The sequence below is a fragment of the Methylibium sp. T29-B genome (assembly GCF_000576225.1).
Classification (GTDB): domain Bacteria; phylum Pseudomonadota; class Gammaproteobacteria; order Burkholderiales; family Burkholderiaceae_C; genus Methylibium; species Methylibium petroleiphilum.
The window spans coordinates 1-22,300 of the sequence record NZ_AZSN01000062.1 but is presented as its reverse complement, the minus strand read 5'-3'; the positions used below and the strand labels follow the sequence as shown (position 1 = coordinate 22,300).

Here is a 22,300-nt window from a genome sequence, read left to right as displayed (position 1 = left end):
GCCGTGCGCTTCGCGCGGCTGGCCGGTGGCGACGCGGACGCGGCGAGCGATCCGGTGCCGGCGCAGGTGCTGATCGAGCGGCAGCTCGGCAATGCCGACAAGGCACTGGGCCTGCGCGGGCGCGACACCGCGGCGCGACCGGCGGTCACACGCTACGACCTGGGGCTGCTCAACGTCGACTCGCGCTTCGAGCTGCCGCGCATCGTCGAGGCCCTCCAGCGCCGCGGCTGCGGCACGCTGTGCCTCTACGGCCCGCCGGGCACCGGCAAGACGGCGCTGGCCGAGCACATCGCCCACGCGCTGCAGCGTCCGCTCGTGGCGAAGCGCGCCTCGGACCTGGTGAGCAAGTACGTCGGCGAGACCGAACAGAACCTCGCGCGCATGTTCGACGAGGCGCAGCGCGAGGGCGCGGTGCTGCTGCTCGACGAGGCCGACAGCTACCTGCGCAGCCGCCAGCGTGCCGAGCGCAACTACGAGGTGACCGAGGTCAACGAGATGCTGCAGGGCATGGAGCGCTTCGGCGGCGTGTTCGTGTGCACCACCAACCTGTTCGACGAGCTCGACGAGGCGGCGCTGCGGCGCTTCTCGTTCAAGATCCGCTTCAAGCCGCTGGAAGCGCCGCAGCGCGAGCGCATGTTCGTCGCCGAGGCGCTGGGCGGCGATGCCGCCGCGCTGACCGCGGAGCAGCGCACCCGGTTGGCCGCGCTGGACGTGCTGACGCCGGGGGACTTCGCGGCGGTGCAGCGGCAGGTCGAGCTGCTGGGCGACGTGTTCGAGCCCGACGGTTTCCTTTCGCAGCTGGAGGCCGAGCACCGCGTGAAGCCGGGCGTGCGCGAGCGCCGCAGCATCGGCTTCGTGCGCTAGGGCCTGCTAACGCTACCGGAGGGCTTGCGCCCGAGCTGCGTAGGCCGCAGGGGTAGGCGCGAGGGAGGCGGCGTGCTGTTGCACGCAACAACTGAGCAACGCCGCCCTGCGGCCTGCGCAGCTCGGGCCCGAAGGGTGATCCCAGGAAACGGGCGCCCTCGGCGTTGCCCATGCTCGCCGGGGGCCGACCCCGGCTGCGCTGTGCGCCTTGATGGCGTCCGTTTCCTGGGTCACGCGAGCCCTCCGGTAGCGTTAGCAGGCCCTAGCTTCGTCAGTAGGTGCATCGGTCGGCCTTCCTACAATCGGGGCATGAGTGCCCTGCCCTATACCCGTGCCGCCCAGTTGCCCGAGCTGCTGAAGCAGCGCATCCTGATCCTCGACGGCGCGATGGGCACGATGATCCAGCGCTACAAGCTCGGCGAGGCCGACTACCGCGGCGAGCGCTTCAAGGACCACGGCAAGGACCTGAAGGGCAACAACGAGCTGCTGCAGTTCACGCGGCCCGATGTCATCACCGAGATCCACGAGGGCTACCTCGCGGCCGGCGCCGACCTGATCGAGACCAACACCTTCGGCGCGACCACGATCGCCCAGGAAGACTACGGCCTGGCGCCGCTGGCACGCGAGATGAACGTGGTGGCGGCCCAGCTCGCGCGCGCCGCCTGCGACAAGTTCAGCACGCCGGACAAGCCGCGCTTCGTGGCCGGCGCCTTCGGCCCGACGCCGCGCACCGCGAGCATCAGCCCCGATGTCAACGACCCGGCGGCGCGCAACGTCAGCTTCGACGAGCTGCGGGCCGCGTACTACGAGCAGGGCGAGGGGCTGCTCGAGGGCGGCGCCGACCTCTTCCTGGTCGAGACCATCTTCGATACGCTGAACGCCAAGGCGGCGATCTTCGCGATCGACGAGCTGTTCGAGAACACCGGCGAACGCCTGCCGGTCATCATCTCCGGCACCGTCACCGATGCGTCGGGCCGCATCCTCAGCGGCCAGACCGTCAGCGCCTTCTGGCATTCGGTGCGCCACGCGCATCCGGTGGCCGTGGGGCTGAACTGCGCGCTCGGCGCGACGCTGATGCGGCCCTACATCGAGGAGCTGTGCAAGGCCGCGCCCGACACCTTCATCTCCTGCTACCCGAACGCCGGCCTGCCCAATCCGATGAGCGACACCGGCTTCGACGAGACCCCGGCGATCACCGGCGGCCTGGTCGAGGAGTTCGCGCGGGCCGGCTTCCTGAACATCGCCGGCGGTTGCTGCGGCACCACCCCGGATCACATCGCCGAGATCGCCCGGCGCGTCAGCGCCTACCGGCCGCGCGCACGGCAGGAGCGCTGGATCAGCGAGTTGAGCGAAGAGGCCGACGGCGATCTGCAGACGGCCTGACGGCGCGCGGCCGCCGGGCCTTCGCGCACATCGGCTGCATCACTTGCCGGCCGGGCGGTCGCTGACCAGCAGTTCCAGTCCGGCGCCTTCGGCCCGGCCCAGGCCCACGATGCGCGAGATCGGCACGCCGCGGCCCACGAGGTAGTCGCGCACGCTGGCGGCGCGGTCCTGGACGATCCGGCCCGAGACCTTGTCGTCGGCCGGGGCGCCGATCTGCAGTTCAGTGGTCGCCGCGTGCGGCTTGAAGCCGGTCGCGAACTGGTCGAGCACTGCGGCCAGTGCCGGCTTGACGGCGGTGCGCTGCGGGTCGAAGGCATGCTTGGTCGGCACCTCGACACGCAGGCGGTGGTCGCCGGTGCTGTCGACGACGACCGGCGTGCCCTTGAGCGCGTCCCTGAGGCGCAGGCGCTGGGCCTCCAGCGCCGGTGACAGGCCGGAGCCGAACAGGCCGCCGAAGCCCGAGCTGCCGGAGCCGGGGGTGCCGGGGGCTCCCGGGCGGCTGGCGCACCCGGCCAGGGCGAATGCCAGGCAAAGCAACCCGGCCGTGTAGGAAGGAGAGAAGAGAGAGAAGCGTGTCATGCCGGGCATTGCACCCGGGCCCTGCGTGCCGCACAAGGGGGACGGCCGGACTGCGGAGGGGTATTGGGTGAGGCTTTGTAAACGCGGGCGCGCGTAAAATCGTCGGTGCTCGAGGAGCGTTGCGACGGTTGCCCAGGCTTTGGGACGACCGCCAGGCTCGGGCCGGCGGCACCGCGAGGGCTGCCCTGCAACGGCGCTCACCCCTCCGCCGACCGGCGGGCTGCGGGTGGGCCGCAGCACCGGCGCGGCGCGTCTTTCGGTGAACTGCCATGTCGACAGCTGCTGCTCCTGATTTCTCGAACGTGCCGCCGATGCGCCTGTCCGGCCTGGAGCCGGTGGCCATCGGCGAGCGCTCGCTGTTCGTCAACATCGGCGAACGCACCAACGTCACCGGCTCCAAGGCCTTCGCGCGGATGATCCTCGGCGGGCAGTTCGAGGAGGCGCTGGCCGTGGCGCGCCAGCAGGTCGAGAACGGCGCGCAGGTGATCGACATCAACATGGACGAGGCCATGCTCGACAGCAAGGCCGCGATGGAGCGCTTCCTGAAGCTCATCGCCTCCGAGCCCGAGATCGCGCGCGTGCCGATCATGATCGACAGCTCGAAGTGGGAGGTGATCGAGGCCGGGCTGAAGTGCATCCAGGGCAAGGGCATCGTCAACTCGATCTCGATGAAGGAAGGCGAGGACGCCTTCCGCCACCAGGCGAAGCTGGTGCGCCGCTACGGCGCCGCCGCCGTGGTGATGGCGTTCGACGAGCAGGGCCAGGCGGATACCTTCGCGCGCAAGATCGAGATCTGCGAGCGGGCCTACCGCATCCTCGTCGACGAGGTGGGATTCGCGCCCGAGGACATCATCTTCGACCCCAACATCTTTGCCATTGCGACCGGCATCGAGGAGCACGACAACTACGCGGTCGATTTCATCGAGGCCACGCGCTGGATCAAGCAGCACCTGCCGGGCGCCAAGGTGTCGGGCGGCGTGTCCAACGTGAGCTTCAGCTTCCGCGGCAACGAGCCGGTGCGCGAGGCCATCCACACGGTCTTCCTGTACCACGCGATCCAGGCCGGCATGGACATGGGCATCGTCAACGCCGGCATGGTGGGCGTGTATGACGACCTGGACGCCGAGCTGCGCGAGCGCGTCGAGGACGTGGTGCTGAACCGCAAGCCGGCCTACAAGCCGGGCGAGGCGCAGCTGTCGCCGGGCGAGCGGCTGATCGAGATCGCCGAGCGCGCCAAGGGCGCGGCCAAGGACGACAGCACCCGCCTCGCGTGGCGCGCCGGCACCGTGAACGAGCGGCTGTCGCATGCGCTGATCCACGGCATCACCGACTTCATCGTCGTCGACACCGAGGAGGCCTGGCAGGCGATCCGGGCCGACGGCGGGCGGCCGCTGCACGTGATCGAGGGGCCGCTGATGGCCGGCATGAATGTGGTCGGCGACCTCTTCGGCCAGGGCAAGATGTTCCTGCCGCAGGTGGTGAAGAGCGCGCGCGTGATGAAGCAGGCGGTGGCGCACCTGCTGCCCTATATCGAGGAGGAGAAGAAGGCGCTGATCGATGCCGGCGGCGAGGCCAAGGCCAAGGGCAAGGTGGTGATCGCGACGGTGAAGGGCGACGTGCACGACATCGGCAAGAACATCGTCACCGTGGTGCTCCAGTGCAACAACTTCGAGGTCGTCAACATGGGCGTGATGGTCGCGTGCCAGGACATCCTCGCGAAGGCCAAGGTCGAGGGCGCCGACATCATCGGCCTGTCGGGCCTGATCACGCCCAGCCTCGAGGAAATGCAGCACGTGGCTGCCGAGATGCAGCGCGACGACTACTTCCGCGTGAAGAAGATCCCGCTGCTGATCGGCGGGGCCACCTGCAGCCGGGTCCACACCGCGGTCAAGATCGCCCCCAAGTACGAAGGCCCGGTGGTCTACGTGCCTGACGCCTCGCGCAGCGTGGGCGTGTGCAGCGAGCTGCTGAGCGACGAGCGGGCCGCGAAGTACATCGAGGAACTGAAGGTCGACTACGACAAGGTGCGCCTGCAGCACGCAAACAAGAAAGCCACGCCGATGGTCTCGCTGGCCGCGGCACGGGCCAACAAGACGCCGATCGACTGGCGCGGCTACGCGCCGCCGCAACCGAAGTTCGTCGGCCGCCGCGTGTTCAGGAACTACGACCTGGCCGAGCTCGCGCAGCAGATCGACTGGGGCCCGTTCTTCCAGACCTGGGACCTGGCGGGCGCCTTCCCGCAGATCCTGCGCGACGAGGTGGTCGGCGCCGAGGCGCAACGCGTGATGAGCGACGGCAAGCGCATGCTGCAGCGGCTGATCGAGGGCCGCTGGCTGCAGGCGCACGGCGTGATCGGCCTGTACCCGGCCAACACGGTGAACGACGACGACATCGAGATCTACACCGACGAGACGCGCCGCGAGGTGCTGATGACGTGGCACGGTCTGCGCATGCAGACCGAGCGGCCGGTGGTCGACGGCGTGAAGCGGCCGAACCGCTGCCTGGCCGATTTCGTCGCCCCGAAGTCGAGCGGGCTGGCCGACCACGTCGGCCTGTTCGCGGTGACCGCCGGCCATGGCGTCGACAAGAAGGAGGCGGCCTTTCTGGCCGACCATGACGACTACTCCGCGATCATGCTGAAGGCGCTGGCCGACCGGCTGGCCGAGGCCTTTGCCGAGCGCATGCACCAGCGCGTACGCACCGATTTCTGGGGCTACGCGGCCGATGAGGCGCTCAGCACCGAACAGCTGATCGCCGAGCAGTACCGCGGCATCCGCCCCGCACCTGGCTATCCGGCCTGCCCCGACCACACCGTCAAGCGCGACATGTTCCGCGCGCTGCAGTGCGAGGAGATCGGCATGACGCTGACCGAGAGCCTCGCGATGACGCCGGCCGCCAGCGTCAGCGGCTTCTACCTCGCCCACCCCGCTGCGGCCTACTTCAATGTCGGCAAGATTGGAGAGGACCAGTTGCGCGACTGGGCGGGCCGGACGCAGCAGGAACTGGCGCAGGCAGAGCGCGCCCTCGCCCCGCTGATGTAACGCGTAAGGCGCTGTTTAACGGCGCCTTACATCTGATGCATTCGCCGCTGCAACGCGGCGCGGTGGCTCGTGTCCAATCGGTCGCCCGAAGGAGGACGATCGATCATGGAAGCAGCATCCCGAACATCTGACAAAACTGCCGGCGGCCTGCCGCGCTGGATGTGGCTGGCCGGTGGCGCGGTCGCGCTGACCATTGCCGGAGTCGCCAGTGCGCTGGCCCTGCAGCAGCGCGCGCAGCCGGCATCTGCCGCGGCGGCGGTCGCGCCCGTTGAAGAGATCGTGTCGCCCGCGCCCAAGCCCTCGCGCGGCGTGACCGCCGGCCAGCCGGCTGGCCATGCGTCACCGGCAGCGGCGGCCTGCGCGCAGTGCGGCGTGGTCGAGTCGGTGCAGGCGGTGAAGGTCAAGGGCGAGGCCAGCGGCGTTGGCGCGGTCGCCGGCGGCGTGCTCGGTGGCGTGGTCGGCAACCAGTTCGGCGGCGGCAACGGTCGTACCGCGATGACGGTGCTCGGTGCGGTGGGCGGTGGCGTGGCCGGTCACGAGATCGAGAAGAACGTGAAGGCGAAGACGGTCTACAGCGTGCGCGTGCGCATGGACGACGGCAGCCTGCGCACGCTGCAGCAGTCGCAGGCGCCGGCGGTCGGTGCGCGGGTCAAGGTCGACGGAACGACGCTGCGCGCCGCCTGAGCGCGCGCGTCGAGTCAAAGGGCCCGTTCGTTCAGCCTGCCGCCAGCACGCGGCGGTACTGGATCGCCTCGGCCACGTGGCCGACACCGATGTGCTCGGCACCGGCCAGGTCGGCGATGGTGCGCGCCACCCGCAACAGGCGGTGCTGGCCGCGGGCCGACCAACCGAGTCGCAAGGACGTGGCCTGCATGAACTGCGCCGCACCGGGCTCGATCGCCACGTGTGTGTCGATGCCGTTGCTGTCGAGGAATGCGTTGCTGCAACCCTGGCGCCGGTGCTGCCGTTCGCGCGCTCGTGCGGCACGTTCGGCGACGGCCTCGCTCGGGTCTCCGTCGGGAAGGGCCGACAGCGCCTCGGGGCCGACCGCCGGCACCTCCACCTGCAGGTCGATGCGGTCGAGCAGCGGGCCGCTGATGCGGCCCTGGTAACGAGCCACCATGTCGCTGGAGCAGCGGCAGGTTCTCAATGTGGAGCCGGCGTGGCCGCAAGGGCAGGGGTTCATCGCCGCGATCAACTGGAAGCGCGCGGGGAATTCGGCCTGGCGCGCCGCGCGCGAGATCGTGATGCGACCCGTTTCCAAGGGCTCACGCAGGGCCTCCAGCGCGGCGCGAGGAAACTCCGGCCACTCGTCGAGGAACAGCACGCCGTGATGGGCCAGCGAAATCTCGCCCGGCCGCGGTGGTGATCCGCCGCCGACCAGCGCGACCGCGGAAGCACTGTGGTGCGGGGCACGCAGCACGCGCTCGCGCCAGCGACCGGCGTCGAAGCGTCCCACCAGGCTCAGCACGGCCGCGGACTCCAGCGCCTGTTCGTCGCTCAGCGGTGGCAGCAGGCCGGCGAAGCGCTGCGCCAGCATCGACTTGCCGGCCCCTGGTGGACCGACCAGCAGCACGCTGTGCTGGCCCGCCGCGGCAACCTCGAGCGCGCGCTTGGCGGCGGCTTGCCCCTTCACGTCGCGCAACTCGCCCCACCGGGGTGCCGTCGGCGGACGCGGCCAGGGCGTGGCCGCCGACAGGGGCTGCGCTGCGTCGCCGGGCAGCAGCGCACTGACCACGTCGAGCAAGTGCTTGGCGGAGCGCACCTGCAGTCCTTCGATCAAGGCGGCCTCGCGCGCACTCGGGTCCGGCAGCACCAGCGGGCGTTCCCGGCCCTCATGTCGCGCGGCCAGCGCCATCGCCAGCGCACCCCGTACCGGCCGCAGGTCGCCGGCGAGCGACAACTCTCCGGCGAACTCCAGATCGGCCAGTCGCCCCGCATCGATCTGGCCGCTGGCGGCCAGGATGCCCAGCGCGATCGGCAGGTCGAAGCGGCCCGACTCCTTGGGCAGATCGGCTGGCGCCAGATTGACCGTGATGCGCTGGTTGTGGGGAAACGCCAGGCCGCTGTTCAGCAGTGCGGCACGGACTCGCTCACGCGCCTCCTTGACTTCGGTGTCGGCCAGACCGACGAGCGTGAAACTCGGCAGACCGTTCGCCAGATGCACCTCGACGGTGACTTCGGGGGCATCGAGCCCATCGAGAGCACGGCTGTGGACAACGGCGAGCGACATGTCCGATCGATCATGGCATCGCGCCTCCGCCACCACGAGCCCACCGAAGGGTGGTTGGCTCGCACTTTGGCACCGCAGGGGTGCCAAAAGTTGCAGACATCCCTGTTTTGGGGCGCCACCGATACAAGCGTCCCCGGTTCGGCTCGCGACTCCCTGTTATGGCGCAGTGGCACAGAACCTGCTGAGTCGTCGTTCGTGCTCTGAACCGAGACCTTGTAACCGTCCCGTCCACCCAAGGAGAACGCCATGAAGATGGTGACTGCCATTGTCAAGCCCTTCAAGCTTGACGAAGTTCGTGAGGCCTTGAGCGCTATCGGCGTTCAGGGCATCACGGTGACCGAAGTCAAAGGCTTCGGCCGCCAAAAGGGCCACACCGAGCTGTATCGCGGTGCGGAGTACGTTGTCGACTTCCTGCCCAAGGTCAAGATCGAGGCAGCCGTCGATGACGCCATCGTCGACCGCGTGATCGAAGCGATCGAAGCCTCGGCCCGCACCGGCAAGATCGGTGACGGCAAGGTCTTCGTCACCAACCTCGAGCAGGTGATCCGCATCCGCACCGGCGAAACCGGCAAGGACGCGCTCTGAGCGCTTTCAACAGGAACGAGTCAAACATGAGAAAGCTCATTGCCTCCCTCGCCACGTCGTTGGCGCTCGGCGTTGCGGTACTCGGTTTCGCCGATGTCGCGATGGCCCAGGAAGCTGCATCGGCGCCCGCCGCTGCCGCAGTCGTCGAAGCGGCCGCCGCCGCTACCCCTGCTGCCGAAGCCTCCGCGCCCGAAGCGGCGCCGGCCGCAGCCGCGCCCGTGCCCAACAAGGGCGACGTCGCGTGGATGCTGGTGTCCACGCTGCTGGTCATCATGATGTCGATCCCCGGCCTGGCGCTGTTCTACGGCGGCCTGGTGCGCAGCAAGAACATGCTGTCGGTGCTGATGCAGGTCTTCGTGGTGTTCTCGCTGATCAGCGTGCTGTGGTTCATCTACGGCTACAGCCTGGCGTTCACCGAAGGCAACGCCTACATCGGCGGCTTCGACCGGCTGTTCCTGAAGGGCGTGTTCGATCCCGCCACCGGCGCATTCGCGATGGGTGCCACCTTCAGCAAGGGCGTGGTCATCCCTGAGATCGTGTTCGTCGCCTTCCAGGCCACGTTCGCGGCGATCACCTGCGGCCTGATCGTCGGCGCCTTCGCCGAGCGCATCAAGTTCAGCGCGGTGCTGCTGTTCGTCACGCTGTGGTTCACCTTCAGCTACACGCCGATCGCCCACATGGTGTGGTACTGGATGGGTCCGGACGCCTACACCGGCAAGGAAGTGGTTGATGCCATGAATGGCAAGGCCGGCCAGATCTGGCAGTGGGGTGCGCTGGACTTCGCTGGCGGCACTGTGGTGCACATCAACGCCGCCGTCGCGGGTCTGGTGGGTGCCTACATGGTCGGCAAGCGCATCGGCTACGGCAAGGAAGCCTTCACGCCGCACTCGCTGACGCTGACGATGGTCGGTGCCTCGCTGCTGTGGGTGGGCTGGTTCGGCTTCAACGCGGGCTCCGCGCTGGAAGCCGGCAACAGCGCCGCGCTGGCCTTCCTGAACACCTTCTCGGCCACGGCCTGTGCCGTGCTGGCCTGGTGCGTCGGTGAGTCGCTGTTCAAGGGCAAGGCCTCGATGCTGGGTGCGGCGTCGGGTGCGGTGGCCGGCCTGGTGGCCATCACGCCGGCCGCCGGCAACGTCGGCATCGTCGGCGCCATGGTGATCGGCCTCGTCGCCGGCTTCGCCTGCCTGTGGGGTGTCAGCGGCCTGAAGAAGCTGCTCGGCGCGGACGATTCGCTCGACGTGTTCGGCGTCCATGGCGTCGGCGGCATCGTCGGTGCGCTGCTGACCGGCGTGTTCAACTCGCCGGCCCTGGGCGGCCCGGGCTACGTGACCGACTGGGTCACCGCCAGCGTCATCTCGGCGGCCGACTACTCGATCGCCTCGCAGGTGTGGATCCAGGCCAAGGCCGTGCTGCTGACCATCGTCTGGTCGGGCGTGGTCTCGGTGGTGGCCTACAAGATCACCGACCTGGTGATCGGCCTGCGCGTTAGCGAGGATGCCGAGCGCGAAGGCCTCGACATCACCTCGCACGGCGAGACCGCGTACCACAAGTGATCTCTCCGTGAGTTGCCCCGTGCCGGCCCACGCCGGCCGGGGCTTGCAGCCAGGCCGCCTTCGGGCGGCCTTTTTATGGCCGGACTTGCAAGCAGCGCGCGAACCGCCACCTGCCTAGAATCCCGTTTCCGGTTACGCCAAAGGCTTGCTCCATGGTCCCCCACCTCATTACCGCCCTGAACGGACCGATCAACGAGCTGGAGCAGCGCATCCTCGAGTCCATGCCGGCGATCGAGCGCTGGTTCCGTCTCGAGTGGATGGAGCACACGCCGCCGTTCTACAGCTCCGTGGACGTGCGCAACGCCGGCTTCAAGCTGGCGCCGGTCGACACCAACCTCTACCCCGGCGGTTTCAACAACCTCACGCCCGAGATGCTGCCGCTGGCGGTGCAGGCGGCGATGGCGGCGATCGAGAAGATCTGCCCCGAGGCGAAGAACCTCCTTCTGATCCCCGAGAAGCACACCCGCAACACCTTCTACCTGATGAACGTGCAGCGTCTGGTGCAGATCTTCGGTGCTGCCGGCCTGAACGTGCGGCTGGGGACGCTGGACGACAGCATCACCGAGCCGACGCGCCTGGCGCTGCCCGACGGCTCCGAACTGACGCTCGAGCCGCTGCTGCGCAGCAAGCGCCGCCTGGGGCTGAAGGATTTCGACCCCTGCACCATCCTGCTCAACAATGACCTGTCCGCGGGCATTCCGAAGGTGCTCGAAGGCCTTCACGAGCAATACCTGCTGCCACCGCTGCATGCAGGCTGGGCGGTGCGGCGCAAGAGCCAGCATTTCCAGGCCTACGAGGAAGTGGCCAAGAAGTTCGCCAAGCTGCTGGGCATGGACCCGTGGCTGATCAACCCGATGTTCGCCAAGTGCGGCAAGGTCAACTTCCAGGACGGCACCGGCCAGGAGTGCGTGCAGAGCCATGCCGACGCGCTGCTCGGCAAGATCCGCCGCAAGTACAAGGAGTACGGCATCCAGGAGAAGCCGTTCGTCATCGTCAAGGCCGATGCCGGCACCTACGGCATGGGCATCATGACGGTGCGCGACGCCAAGGACCTGGACGAGCTCAACCGCAAGGCGCGCAACAAGATGAGCGTCATCAAGGACGGCCAGGAGGTCTCCGAGGTGATCATCCAGGAGGGCGTGCCGACCTACGAACGCATGAACGACGCCGTGGCCGAGCCGGTGGTCTACATGATCGACCGCTACGTGGTCGGCGGCTTCTACCGCGTGCACGCCGAGCGGGGCATCGACGAGAACCTCAATTCGCCGGGGGCGAGCTTCGTGCCGCTGGCCTTCGCCGAAAGCCACCATCTGCCGCGGCCGGGCGAGAAGCCCGGTGCCAGCGCTCCGAACCGCTTCTACATGTACGGCGTGATCGGACGGCTGGCGATGCTGGGCGCCAGCTACGAACTCGAAGCGACCGACCCCGACGCCGAGGTCTACGAGTAGCGCGCGCCGGCTTCGCGCCGAGGCGGCATCGCGTTGCTGCGCTGCAACAACCCAAAGCGGATCCGCCCTGGGACGCAGCGCAGAATGGGGGCCCTCGCCGACCCCGCGCCCATTTCGTGCACTCTCGATCCTCCGATCCACCGACCGGCTCCAAGCTGGCGGCCCTGACCCTCGGCGCCGTCGGCGTCGTTTACGGCGACATCGGGACCAGTCCGCTGTATGCGTTGAAGGAGGTCTTCGCGCACGGGCGCATCGACATCACGCCGGACAACATCTACGGCATCCTGTCGCTGGTGGTGTGGACGCTGACGGTCATCGTCTCGCTCAAGTACGTGCTGCTGATCCTGCGCGCCGACAACAACGGCGAAGGCGGCCTGATCGCGATGCTGGCGCTGGCCTCCACGGCCGTGAAGGAGCGGCCCGCGCTGCGCCGGAGATTGCTGATCCTCGGTGTGTTCGGCACGGCGATCTTCTTCGGCGATGGCGTGATCACGCCCGCCATCTCGGTGCTGTCGGCGGTGGAAGGTCTGGAGGTCGCCGCGCCCGGGCTGCACCGCTACGTGGTGCCGGTGACGCTGGTGGTCCTGACGCTGCTGTTCGCCGCGCAGCGCTTCGGCACCGGCGGCATCGGCAAGTTCTTCGGGCCGGTGACGGCCGTGTGGTTCATCGTGCTGGCGCTGCTCGGCGTGGTGCACATCGTCGAGAACCCGGCCGTGCTGGCCGCGCTGAGCCCGCACTACGCTCTCGCCTTCATGTGGCAGCACCCCGGCACGGCCTTCGTGTCGCTCGGCGCCGTGGTGCTGTGTGTGACCGGGGCCGAGGCCTTGTATGCAGACATGGGTCACTTCGGCAAGCGGCCGATCCGCCTCGCGTGGTTCAGCCTCGTGATGCCGGCGCTGATGATCAACTACTTCGGCCAGGGCGCGATGCTGCTGCAGCGGCCGGAGACGGTGAAGAATCCGTTCTACGAGATGGCCCCCGAGTGGGCGCTCTACCCTCTGATCGTGCTGGCCACGCTGGCGACGGTGATCGCCTCGCAGGCGCTGATCACGGCCGCGTTCTCGGTCACCAAACAGGCGATCCAGCTCGGCTACTTCCCGCGCCTGCGGGTCACCCACACCTCGGTCAAGGAGACCGGACAGATCTACGTGCCGTTCGTGAACTGGGGGCTTTACACCTGCATCGTGCTGGCGGTCGTGACCTTCGGCTCCAGCAGCAAGCTGGCCTCGGCCTACGGCATCGCGGTGACCACCGACATGCTGATCACCACGACGATGACCTTCTTCGTGATCCGCTACAGCTGGAAATACCCATGGGCGCTGTGCGTCGCTGCGACCGGCTTCTTCTTTCTGGTCGATGCGATGTTCTTCGCGGCCAACGCGATCAAGATCCTCGACGGGGGCTGGTTCCCGCTGGCCATCGGGGCGGCCATGTTCACGCTGATGATGACCTGGAAACAGGGGCGCCGGCTGATGAGCGAGCGCCTGCGCGAGGAGGCGATCGACCTGAAGAGCTTCCTGGAGTCGGTGTTCATCAGCCCGCCGACGCGGGTTCAGGGCACGGCGGTGTTCCTGGCGGCCGAGCAGGGCAGCACGCCGAACGCGCTGCTGCACAACCTCAAGCACAACAAGGTGCTGCACGAGCAGAACCTGTTCGTCACCGTCAGGCACCACGAGGTGCCGTGGATCCCGTTCAGCAAGCGCTGCGAGATCGAGTCGCTGGGCCACTGCTGCTGGCAGGTGACGCTGAATTTCGGCTTCAAGAACGAACCCGACGTGCCCGAGGCGCTGGCGCTGCTGCGGGGCCGTGGCGTGCAGCTCGACGACATGGAGACCAGCTATTTCCTGTCGCGCGACATCGTCATTCCGACCATCGGCAAGGGCATGGCCATCTGGCGCGAGAAGCTGTTCTGCAGCATGCACCGCAACGCGGCGGCGGCGGCTGACTTCCTGAACCTGCCGACCAACCGCGTCGTGGAGCTGGGCTCGAAGGTCGAGATCTGAGCGGGCCGCGTTACTGCAGCCGCGTCGGCGCGCCGACCAGCTGCACCACCACCAGCCGCACGTTCTTCTGCAGCGCCGAGATCGCCTGCCGGTCGCCCGACAGGTGCTTCAGCAGGCACTGCTGGAACAGGCCGTCGAAGGTCGCGTAGATCACGCTGGCCGGCAGGCGCAGCGGCTCGCCGGCCAGTTCGGCGAAGCGCGACATCACGCGCCACATCATCTTCTCGAGGCTCTTGTCGATCTCTGCCACGTCGGTGCGAAAGCCCTCGTCGAACAGCGATTGCGCGCGCAGGTCGTACCACAGGCGGTGCAGCGGCGCCTCGCGGCGCACCGTCTCGCCGAGGACGGCCAGGAAGCCCGTCATCAGCTCGTCGAAGCTGGTGGCCTCCGCCGTCACCTGGTCGTAGCGCACGACGCAGCGCGCCTTGTACTGGCGCATGCTGCACAGGATCAGGTCGAGCTTGTCCTTGAAGTAGTAGTGCAGCACGCCGTGCGAGAACTCGGACTTCTGCGCGATCTCGCGCAGGCTGGTGCGCGCATAGCCCAGTTCGGCCAGGGCCTGCAGCGCAGCCGCGCCGAGCTCGGCACGGCGCTCGGCGAACTTGTCGACTCGGGGGGCGGCGGCGCGGGTCATGGATCGGTACGGAACGGTCGCGGATGCTGTCCAAGATAGCACAGCGCAAGCCCTGGCCAGTCTGCGGCGCGGAGAATCTGGACGACTGTCCAAAAAATACTTGACGCTTGTCAAGGCCACTCCTAGCATGCATCGAACGGTCGGCCTCCACGACCGACGAGGAGACAGCATGAGCAACAAGAAGCCCGTCGTCGTCTACGGCGCCTCCGGCTACACCGGCCGCCTGATCTGCGAGTACCTTCGCGAGTACGGCATCCCGTTCATCGCCGCGGGTCGCAGCGCGGACAAGCTGCAGACGGCGATGCAGTCCAACGTGCCGGGCATCGAGACCGCGAGCTACGAGATCGCCGAGGTGCCGCACAGCGTTGCGGCGCTGACCGAGCTGTTCCGCGGCGCGTCGGTGGTGCTGAACACCGTCGGACCGTTCGCGAAGTTCGGCCCGGAGGTCGTCGAGGCCTGCCTGGCCGCCCGCTGTCACTACACCGACACCACCGGCGAGCAGGACTGGCTGATCACGCTCGACGAACAGTACGGCGCCCAGTTCGCCGCCGCCGGCCTGCTGCTGTCGCCCGGCCTGGCGCACATGTACACCACCGGCGAGATCGCCGCGCAGCTGTGCCTCGAGACGCCGGGGCTCGACACGCTCGACATCGCCGTGTTCTGGGGCGGCAGCCCGACGATCGCGTCGACGCAGACCATCCTGGTCAATGCTGCGACGTCCAAGGCCTACTACCTCGACCAGAACAGGTACGTCGAGTGGCAGCCCGACGCGGGTCTCTACAACGTGACCATCCCGGGCCAGCACGAGGCCGCGCTGGCGCTGCCCTGGGGCGGCACCTCGCATCCGGTGTGGTTCAAGCGCGACCCGCGTGTGGCCACCGTCAAGGTGCTGGGCGGCGTGTTCAACAAGCCGCTGATGCAGGGCGTGCCGCTGATCGTCGCGGCGGCGCTGAAGGCGACCGAGGGCATGAACCCCGAGGAGCGCTACGCCGCGCTGGCCCAGACGGCTGCCGGCGTGATGAATACCATGCCACCACGCGAGAACCCGCGTCTCAACAAGTCGGTCGACTCGGTCCACGCGTCCGGCCCGCTGGTGCGCGCGCACTGCGTGATCTTCGGCAACTGCAACTACAAGCAGACCGGGTTGCTGCAGGCGTTTGCGGCGGCCTCGCTGCTGCAGCAGGCGCCCCGGCGCGTCGGCTTCGCCTCCGGCTGCCAGGCCTTCGGACATCACGAACTGCTCGGCGCCCTGCGCAGCTTCGGCCTGGTGCAGGCGCCGATCCTGACCGTCCACCGCTAGGCCGCGCGATGCGACTGGTCGACTACCTCGACAAGGGCGCCCAGCTCAGCGCTGACGCGCCCTGCCTGACCATGGGCGACGCCGACCTGAGCTACGCCGACGTGCAGCGCATCAGCCACCGCGTCGCCCGCGGCCTGCAACGCTCGGGCATCGCACCGGGCGACAAGGTCGCGGTGCTGTCGAGCAACCACGCGCTGGCCTTCGCCTGCGTGTTCGGCATCTCGCGCGCCGGCGCCGTGTGGTGCCCGATCAACCCGCGCAACGAGGCGAGCGAGAACCGCTACGTGCTCGACGCCTTCGACTGCGCCTGTGTCATCTTTCACAGCAACTATGCGCCGATGGTCGAGCAGATGCGCGCCGGCCTGCCCAAGCTGCGGCTGCTGGTCTGCCTCGATCAGCCGGCGCCGTTCGCGGCGGGCTTCGGCGACTGGCTGCATGGTCTTGGCGACGAGCCGCTGCACGTCGAGCCGCCCGACGACCTGGCGATGATCGCGGGCACCGGCGGCACCACCGGCAGTCCCAAGGGCGTGATGCTGACCGGCCGCAACCTCGAGACGATGTCGGCGCTGACGCTGATGGGCTATCCGTTCGACGGGCGGCCTTCCTACCTGGCGCTGGCGCCGCTGACCCATGCGGCCGGCGTGCTGTGCCTGCCGGTGATGGCGCTGGGTGGCCGCGTGGTCATCATGCCGAAGCCCGATCTGGGCGAGTTCCTCGCGCTGATCGAGCGCCACCGCATCACCCACACCTTCCTGCCGCCGACGCTGATCTACATGCTGCTGCAGCACGAGCGCCTGGCCACGGCGAGGCTCGATTCGCTGCAGTGCTTCTGGTATGGCGCGGCGCCGATCTCGGCGGCGCGGCTCGAGGAGGCGTTGACCAAGATCGGCCCGGTGATGGCGCAGCTGTTCGGGCAGACCGAGGCGCCGATGATGATCTCGATGATGTCGCCCCGCGAGCACTTCCAGACCGACGGCGCGGTAGCGCGCGCGCGCCTGTCGTCGGCCGGCCGGCCCGGCCCGCTGGTCCAGGTGGCCACGATGGACGGCGAGGGCCGCCTGCTGCCCACCGGCGAGACCGGCGAGATCGTGGTGCGCGGCTCATTGGTGATGGCCGGCTACTACAAGGATCCCAAGGCCACGGCCGAGGCCGGCCGCCACGGATGGCACCACACCGGCGACATCGGCCGGCTCGATGCCGACGGCTTTCTCTTCATCGTCGACCGCGCCAAGGACATGATCATCACCGGCGGCTTCAACGTCTACTCGGTCGAGGTCGAGCAGGCGCTGATGCAGCATCCCGACGTGCAGGACAGCGCGGTGATCGGTCTGCCCGACGACAAGTGGGGTGAGCGCGTGGTGGCGGTGTTGCAGCTGCACGCCGGCCGCAGCGTGAAGCCCGAGGACATCCAGGCCTTCGTCAAGGCCCGCATCGGCAGCGTCAAGTCGCCCAAGCAGGTCGAGATCTGGTCCGACCTGCCACGTTCCAAGGTCGGCAAGGTCTTGAAGAAGGACATCCGTGCCTCGTTGCTGAAGCCTGCAGAATCGAGTTGAGCTGCCTTCCAGCCACCGCACCCATCGGAGAGCCGCCATGGCCAACAGAGTCTGCATTGCCGGCGTGGGCATGATCGCCTTCGCCAAGCCCGGCGCCAGCGAGCCCTATCACCTGATGGCCGCGCGGGCCGGTCGCCAGGCCCTGGCCGACGCCGGCATCGGCTACGACGCGCTGCAGCAGGCCTACGTGGGCTATGTCTATGGCGACTCCACGAGCGGCCAGAAGGCGGTCTACGAGCTCGGCATGACCGGCATCCCGGTGATCAACGTCAACAACAACTGCTCGACCGGCTCGACCGCGCTGTTCCTGGCGCGCCAAGCGGTGGAGAGCGGCGCCGCCGACTGTGTGCTGGCGCTCGGCTTCGAGCAGATGAAGCCCGGCGCGCTCGGCACGGTGTTCGACGACCGGCCCAGCCCCTTCGAGGACTTCGACCGCGAGGCCGAGGCCTTGGTGGGCATGCCGGAGCTGCCGCTCGCGCTGCGCTACTTCGGCGGGGCCGGCCTCGGCCACATGCAGAAGTACGGCACGCCGCTGGAGGCCTTCGCCCGGATCCGCGCCAAGGCCAGCCGCCACGCCGCGCGCAACCCGCTGGCGCTGCTGCGCAAGGAGCTCAGCACCGAGGACGTGATGAACGCGCCCATGCTCTGGCCCGGCGTGATGACGCGCCTGATGGCCTGCCCGCCCACTTGCGGCGCGGCGGCGGCGGTGCTCGTCTCCGAGGCCTACGCCAGGAAGAACGGCCTGCGCACCGACGTGGCGATCCGCGCCCAGGCCATGACCACCGACCGGCCCGACACCTTCGACAGCCGCGACATGATGAAGGTGGTGGGGGCCGGCATGAGCCGTGCCGCTGCGCAGAGCGTCTACGAGCAGGCCGGGATCGGTCCCGAGGATCTGGACGTGGTGGAACTGCACGACTGCTTCGCGCACAACGAGCTGATCACCTACGAGGCGCTCGGCCTGTGCCCCGAGGGCGGCGCCGCCGCCTTCATCGACGCCGGCGACAACACCTACGGCGGTCGCGTGGTCACCAACCCCTCGGGCGGCCTGCTCTCCAAGGGCCATCCGCTCGGCGCCACCGGCCTGGCGCAGTGCTACGAGCTGACCCACCAGCTGCGCGGCACGGCCGAGCAGCGCCAGGTCGACGGCGCGCGCGTCGCGCTGCAGCACAACCTGGGGCTGGGCGGGGCGTGCGTCGTGACCTTGTACGAAGCGACCGCCTGAGTCTGCAGGCGGCGCGGCGCCGGCGCTGAAGACGCGGGGCTGCGCCTGGCGCGGCCGTGCGCCGGGATACTCCGGCCATGCTGCGCCGCTTCGTCACCGACTTCTCGCTCTCCGCCGCCACTGCCGGCTTCGTGGCCACGCTGGTCGGCTTCACCAGCTCGGTCGCCATCGTGTTCCAGGCGGCGCAGTCCTTCGGCGCGACGCCCGCGGAAACCAGCTCGTGGATGTGGGCGCTGGGGCTCGGCATGGGCCTGACGACGCTGCTGCCCTCGCTGCGGTGGCGCCAGCCGGCGATCACGGCCTGGTCGACGCCGGGCGCGGCGCTGCTCGCGACGGCCGGCGCGGGCTACACGATGGCGGATGCGGTGGGGGCCTTCCTCGTCTGCGCCGCCCTCATCACGCTGGCCGGCGTCACCGGCTGGTTCGAGCGGGTCATGAGCCGCATCCCGGTCGCGCTGGCGTCGGCGCTGCTGGCCGGCGTGCTGGCGCGCTTCGGCATCGAGGCCTTCGCCGCGGCGCGCACCGCGCTGCCGCTGGTGCTGCTGATGCTGGCGTTCTACCTGGTCGGCCGGCGCTTCTGGCCGCGCTACGCGATCGTGGTCGTGCTGGCGGTGGCGACCGGTTTCGTCGCCTTCCAGGGCCGCCTGCACACCGAGGCCGTCTCGTGGTCGCTCGCGCAGCCGGTCTTCACCGCGCCGCGCTTCAGCCTCGCGGCGACCGTGAGCCTTGCGCTGCCGCTGTTCATCGTCACCATGGCCTCGCAGAACCTGCCGGGCGTCGCGGCGATCCGTGCCGCCGGCTATGCGATGCCGGTGTCGCGGCTGATCGCGATCACCGGCGCGGCAACGCTGCTGCTGGCACCGTTCGGGGCCTTCGCGATGAACCTGGCGGCCATCACCGCGGCCATCTGCATGGGCCGCGAGGCGCACGAGGATCCGGCGCGGCGCTATGTCGCCGCGGCCGTCTGCGGCCTGCTGTACTGCGTGATCGGCGTGTTCGGCGCGGCGGTCACCGGCGTGCTGACGGCCTTTCCGCGCGAGCTGGTGATCGCGATCGCCGGCTTCGCGCTGCTCGGCACGATCGCCAACGCGCTGGCGGTGGCCTTTCGCGACGAGGGGCACCGCGAGGCGGCGCTGATCACTTTCCTGGTCACGCTGTCGGGCGTCACGATCGCGGGCATCGGCGCGGCCTTCTGGGGCGTGGTCGCCGGCACGATCGCTCTCGTTGTGCAACAGTGGCGCAAGACCTGAGCCTTCCGAAGGACGCTTTCGATGCAACTGCTCTTCATCGCCGATCCGCTGGACCACTTCAAGACCTACAAGGACACCACCTTCTCGATGATGCGCGAGGCCGCGGCACGCGGCCACACGCTGCTGGCCTGCGAGCCCCGCCACGTGATGTGGGCGCGGGGCGGCGTGGTGAGCGCGCGCATGCAGGCGTTCACGCTCACCGGCGATGCGAAGGACTGGTACCGCACGGACGGCGCGGCGCAGCAGCGTCCGCTGAAGGACGTCGGCGCGGTGCTCATGCGCAAGGACCCGCCGTTCGACAGCGAGTACTTCTACGCCACCCACCTGCTGGAGCAGGCCGAGCGCGAGGGCGCTCGCGTGTTCAATGCGCCGCGCGCGCTCCGTGACCACCCGGAGAAGCTGGCGATCCTCGAGTTTCCCGAGCTGATCGGCCCCACGCTGGTCACGCGCGATGCCGACGACGTGCGTGCCTTCCATGCCGAGCACCGCGACATCATCCTGAAGCCGCTCGACGGCATGGGCGGCATGGGCATCTTCCGGGTTCGCGAGGACGGATTGAACCTCGGCAGCATCACCGAGACGCTCAACAAGTTCGGCGCCCAGACCGTGATGGTGCAGCGCTTCCTGCCCGAGATCGCGCAGGGCGACAAGCGCATCCTGCTGATCGGCGGCGAGCCGGTGCCGTTCAGCCTGGCGCGCATCCCGCAGGGCAGCGAGGTGCGCGGCAACCTGGCTGCCGGCGGCAAGGGTGTGGCGCTGCCGCTCAGCGCGCGCGACCGCGAGATCGCCGAGACGCTCGGCCCGGTGCTGGCCGCGCGCGGCCTGCTGCTGGTGGGGCTGGACGTGATCGGCGACTGCCTGACCGAGATCAACGTCACCAGCCCGACCGGCTTCCAGGAGATCACGCAGCAGACCGGCTTCGACGTGGCCCGGCGCTTCGTCGACGCGCTCGAGGCCGCGCTCGCCGCCTGACCGCCTGCGCTTACCATTCGCGCTGCGGCGCCGACATTCCGGTCGGGCGCCGCCTTTCATTCATGGCCCTGCTGACCCTCTCCAACGCCCACCTGGCCTATGGCCACGTCGCCCTGCTCGACCACACCGGCTTCTCGCTCGAGGCCGGTGAGCGCGTCGGCCTGATCGGCCGCAACGGCACCGGCAAGTCCTCGCTGCTGAAGATCATCGCCGGGCTCGAGAAGCCCGACGACGGCACGCTGCAGCTGCAGCAGGGCCTGCGGCTCGCGCTGGTGGCGCAGGAGCCGGTGCTCGACCCCGAGGCCAGCGTGTTCGACGCGGTGAGCGTCGGCCTTGCCGAGGTGAAGGCGCTGCGCGAGCGCTACGAGGCGCACGATGCGCACGATGATCTCGACGCGATCCAGACCCGCATCGAGGCGATGGACGGCTGGACCTGGGAGCAGCGCGTCACCGAGACGCTGGAGCGGCTGCAGCTCGCGCCCGACGCCCAGGTCGGCCCGCTGTCGGGCGGCACGAAGAAGCGCGTCGCGCTGGCGCAGGCGCTGGTCGCCGCGCCCGACGTGCTGCTGCTCGACGAGCCGACCAACCATCTGGACCTCGATGCGATCCGCTGGCTGGAGGAGCTGCTGAAGGCCTTCCGCGGCAGCGTGCTCCTGATCACCCACGACCGTGCCTTCTTGGATGCCGTTTCGACCCGCATCGTCGAGCTCGACCGCGGCGTGCTGCGCAGCTACCCGGGCAATTTCGCGGCCTACGAGGCCACCAAGCAGCGCGAGCTGGCCGACGAGGCGCTCTACAACGCACGCCAGGAGAAGCTGCTCGCGCAGGAGGAGGTGTGGGTGCGCCAGGGCGTCGAGGCACGGCGCACCCGCAGCGTTGCCCGCATCAAGCGGCTCGAGGTGCTGCGCGCTCAGCGCGCGGCGCGGCGTGACTCGGTGGGCCGCGTCTCGCTCGAAGTGGACGCCGGTTCGCGCAGCGGCAAGATCGTCGCGGAGCTCGAGGGCGTGAGCAAGGCCTACGGCGACAAGACCATCGTGCGCGACTTCAGCGCCACGCTGCTGCGCGGCGACAAGGTCGGCCTGATCGGCGCCAACGGCGCCGGCAAGACCACGCTGCTCAAGCTCATCCTCGGCACGCTCGCGCCCGACAGCGGCACGGTGCGCACCGGCAGCAACCTGCAAGTGGCCTATTTCGACCAGATGCGCGAGGTGCTGAACCTCGATGCAACGCTGGCCGACACCATCAGCCCCGGCAGCGAATGGGTCGAGATCGCCGGCCAGCGCAAGCACGTGATGAGCTACCTGGGCGACTTCCTGTTCGCCCCGGCGCGCGCCAACTCGCCGGTGCGCAGCCTGAGCGGCGGCGAGCGCAACCGCCTGCTGCTGGCGCGGCTGTTCGCCAAGCCGGCCAATGTGCTGGTGCTCGACGAACCGACCAACGACCTCGACATCGACACGCTGGAACTGCTGGAAGAACTGCTGCAGACCTACCCCGGCACGGTGTTCCTGGTCAGTCACGACCGGCGCTTCCTCGACAACGTGGTCACCAGCACCATCGTCCATGAGGGCGACGGGCGCTGGCGCGAGTACGAGGGCAGCGTCGAAGACTGGCTGCTGCAGGCCGAGCGCGCCCGCGCGCTGCAGGCGACTGCGGCCAGGCGCGCCGGCGCGGCGCCGT

Annotated in this window: 17 protein-coding genes and 1 riboswitch; of the genes, 14 read left to right on the top strand and 3 right to left on the bottom strand. The window is 69.1% G+C overall.

The window, feature by feature from the left end; genetic code table 11:
- A partial coding sequence (locus Y694_RS11650; protein ID WP_036232605.1) for an ATP-binding protein occupies positions 1-864 on the top strand: 864 nt, incomplete at its 5' end.
- 309 nt (positions 865-1,173) lie between these two features.
- On the top strand, positions 1,174-2,247 hold the full coding sequence (locus tag Y694_RS11645) for a homocysteine S-methyltransferase family protein (RefSeq protein WP_036232601.1): 1,074 nt from the start codon (positions 1,174-1,176) through the stop codon (positions 2,245-2,247).
- 39 nt (positions 2,248-2,286) lie between these two features.
- Here Y694_RS11645 and Y694_RS22575 read toward each other — a convergent pair whose 3' ends face one another.
- Positions 2,287-2,826, bottom strand: a complete 540-nt coding sequence (locus Y694_RS22575; protein ID WP_148210865.1) for a hypothetical protein — start codon at positions 2,824-2,826, stop codon at positions 2,287-2,289.
- Between the two features lie 105 nt (positions 2,827-2,931).
- Positions 2,932-3,032, top strand: a riboswitch (S-adenosyl-L-homocysteine riboswitch).
- Positions 3,033-3,137: 105 nt separating this feature from the next.
- Between Y694_RS22575 and metH the strand changes: the two genes are divergently transcribed.
- A complete protein-coding gene (gene metH / locus Y694_RS11635; RefSeq protein WP_148210988.1) occupies positions 3,138-5,867 on the top strand; it encodes a methionine synthase in 2,730 nt (909 codons plus the stop codon).
- Between the two features lie 105 nt (positions 5,868-5,972).
- Positions 5,973-6,551 carry a glycine zipper 2TM domain-containing protein gene (locus Y694_RS11630; RefSeq protein ID WP_011827770.1) on the top strand — a complete coding sequence of 193 codons (579 nt, stop codon included), beginning with the start codon at positions 5,973-5,975 and terminating at the stop codon, positions 6,549-6,551.
- 31 nt (positions 6,552-6,582) lie between these two features.
- On the opposite strand, the gene Y694_RS11625 is transcribed toward Y694_RS11630, so the two are convergent.
- Positions 6,583-8,100 (bottom strand): YifB family Mg chelatase-like AAA ATPase, encoded by a 1,518-nt coding sequence (locus tag Y694_RS11625; RefSeq protein ID WP_036232598.1) that lies wholly within the window; start codon positions 8,098-8,100, stop codon positions 6,583-6,585.
- A 246-nt stretch (positions 8,101-8,346) separates the two neighbouring features.
- Between Y694_RS11625 and Y694_RS11620 the strand changes: the two genes are divergently transcribed.
- The 4 genes from Y694_RS11620 to Y694_RS11605 all read left to right on the top strand — a co-directional run bounded on the left by Y694_RS11620 (position 8,347) and on the right by Y694_RS11605 (position 13,689).
- Entirely contained in the window at positions 8,347-8,685 is a 339-nt protein-coding gene (locus tag Y694_RS11620) for a P-II family nitrogen regulator (RefSeq protein WP_011827772.1), read from the top strand.
- Between the two features lie 26 nt (positions 8,686-8,711).
- Positions 8,712-10,238: an ammonium transporter gene (locus Y694_RS11615; protein WP_011827773.1), complete on the top strand. Its 1,527-nt coding sequence runs from the start codon at positions 8,712-8,714 to the stop codon at positions 10,236-10,238.
- Between the two features lie 152 nt (positions 10,239-10,390).
- Positions 10,391-11,686, top strand: a complete 1,296-nt coding sequence (gshA, locus tag Y694_RS11610; protein ID WP_011827774.1) for a glutamate--cysteine ligase — start codon at positions 10,391-10,393, stop codon at positions 11,684-11,686.
- A gap of 116 nt (positions 11,687-11,802) precedes the next feature.
- Positions 11,803-13,689, top strand: coding sequence for a potassium transporter Kup (locus tag Y694_RS11605; protein ID WP_036232595.1), 1,887 nt, complete (start codon positions 11,803-11,805; stop codon positions 13,687-13,689).
- A 10-nt stretch (positions 13,690-13,699) separates the two neighbouring features.
- Here Y694_RS11605 and Y694_RS11600 read toward each other — a convergent pair whose 3' ends face one another.
- Positions 13,700-14,323 carry a TetR/AcrR family transcriptional regulator gene (locus Y694_RS11600; protein ID WP_011827776.1) on the bottom strand — a complete coding sequence of 208 codons (624 nt, stop codon included), beginning with the start codon at positions 14,321-14,323 and terminating at the stop codon, positions 13,700-13,702.
- A 169-nt stretch (positions 14,324-14,492) separates the two neighbouring features.
- Here Y694_RS11600 and Y694_RS11595 point away from each other — a divergent pair, with 169 nt between their 5' ends.
- The 6 genes from Y694_RS11595 to Y694_RS11570 form a co-directional block, all read left to right on the top strand.
- The gene (locus Y694_RS11595; RefSeq protein WP_036232592.1) at positions 14,493-15,623 is read left to right on the top strand and encodes a DUF5938 domain-containing protein; all 1,131 of its coding nucleotides are present in this window, start codon (positions 14,493-14,495) and stop codon (positions 15,621-15,623) included.
- An 8-nt stretch (positions 15,624-15,631) separates the two neighbouring features.
- Complete coding sequence (locus Y694_RS11590) at positions 15,632-17,176, top strand: long-chain fatty acid--CoA ligase (protein ID WP_036232589.1); 1,545 nt, start codon at positions 15,632-15,634, stop codon at positions 17,174-17,176.
- A gap of 37 nt (positions 17,177-17,213) precedes the next feature.
- A complete protein-coding gene (locus Y694_RS11585; protein WP_011827779.1) occupies positions 17,214-18,401 on the top strand; it encodes a lipid-transfer protein in 1,188 nt (395 codons plus the stop codon).
- Positions 18,402-18,478: 77 nt separating this feature from the next.
- Positions 18,479-19,651 (top strand): benzoate/H(+) symporter BenE family transporter, encoded by a 1,173-nt coding sequence (locus Y694_RS11580; RefSeq protein ID WP_036232587.1) that lies wholly within the window; start codon positions 18,479-18,481, stop codon positions 19,649-19,651.
- Positions 19,652-19,672: 21 nt separating this feature from the next.
- The gene (gene gshB / locus Y694_RS11575; protein ID WP_011827781.1) at positions 19,673-20,623 is read left to right on the top strand and encodes a glutathione synthase; all 951 of its coding nucleotides are present in this window, start codon (positions 19,673-19,675) and stop codon (positions 20,621-20,623) included.
- Between the two features lie 62 nt (positions 20,624-20,685).
- On the top strand, positions 20,686-22,300 hold a 1,615-nt coding region (locus tag Y694_RS11570), incomplete at its 3' end, for an ABC-F family ATP-binding cassette domain-containing protein (RefSeq protein WP_036232584.1).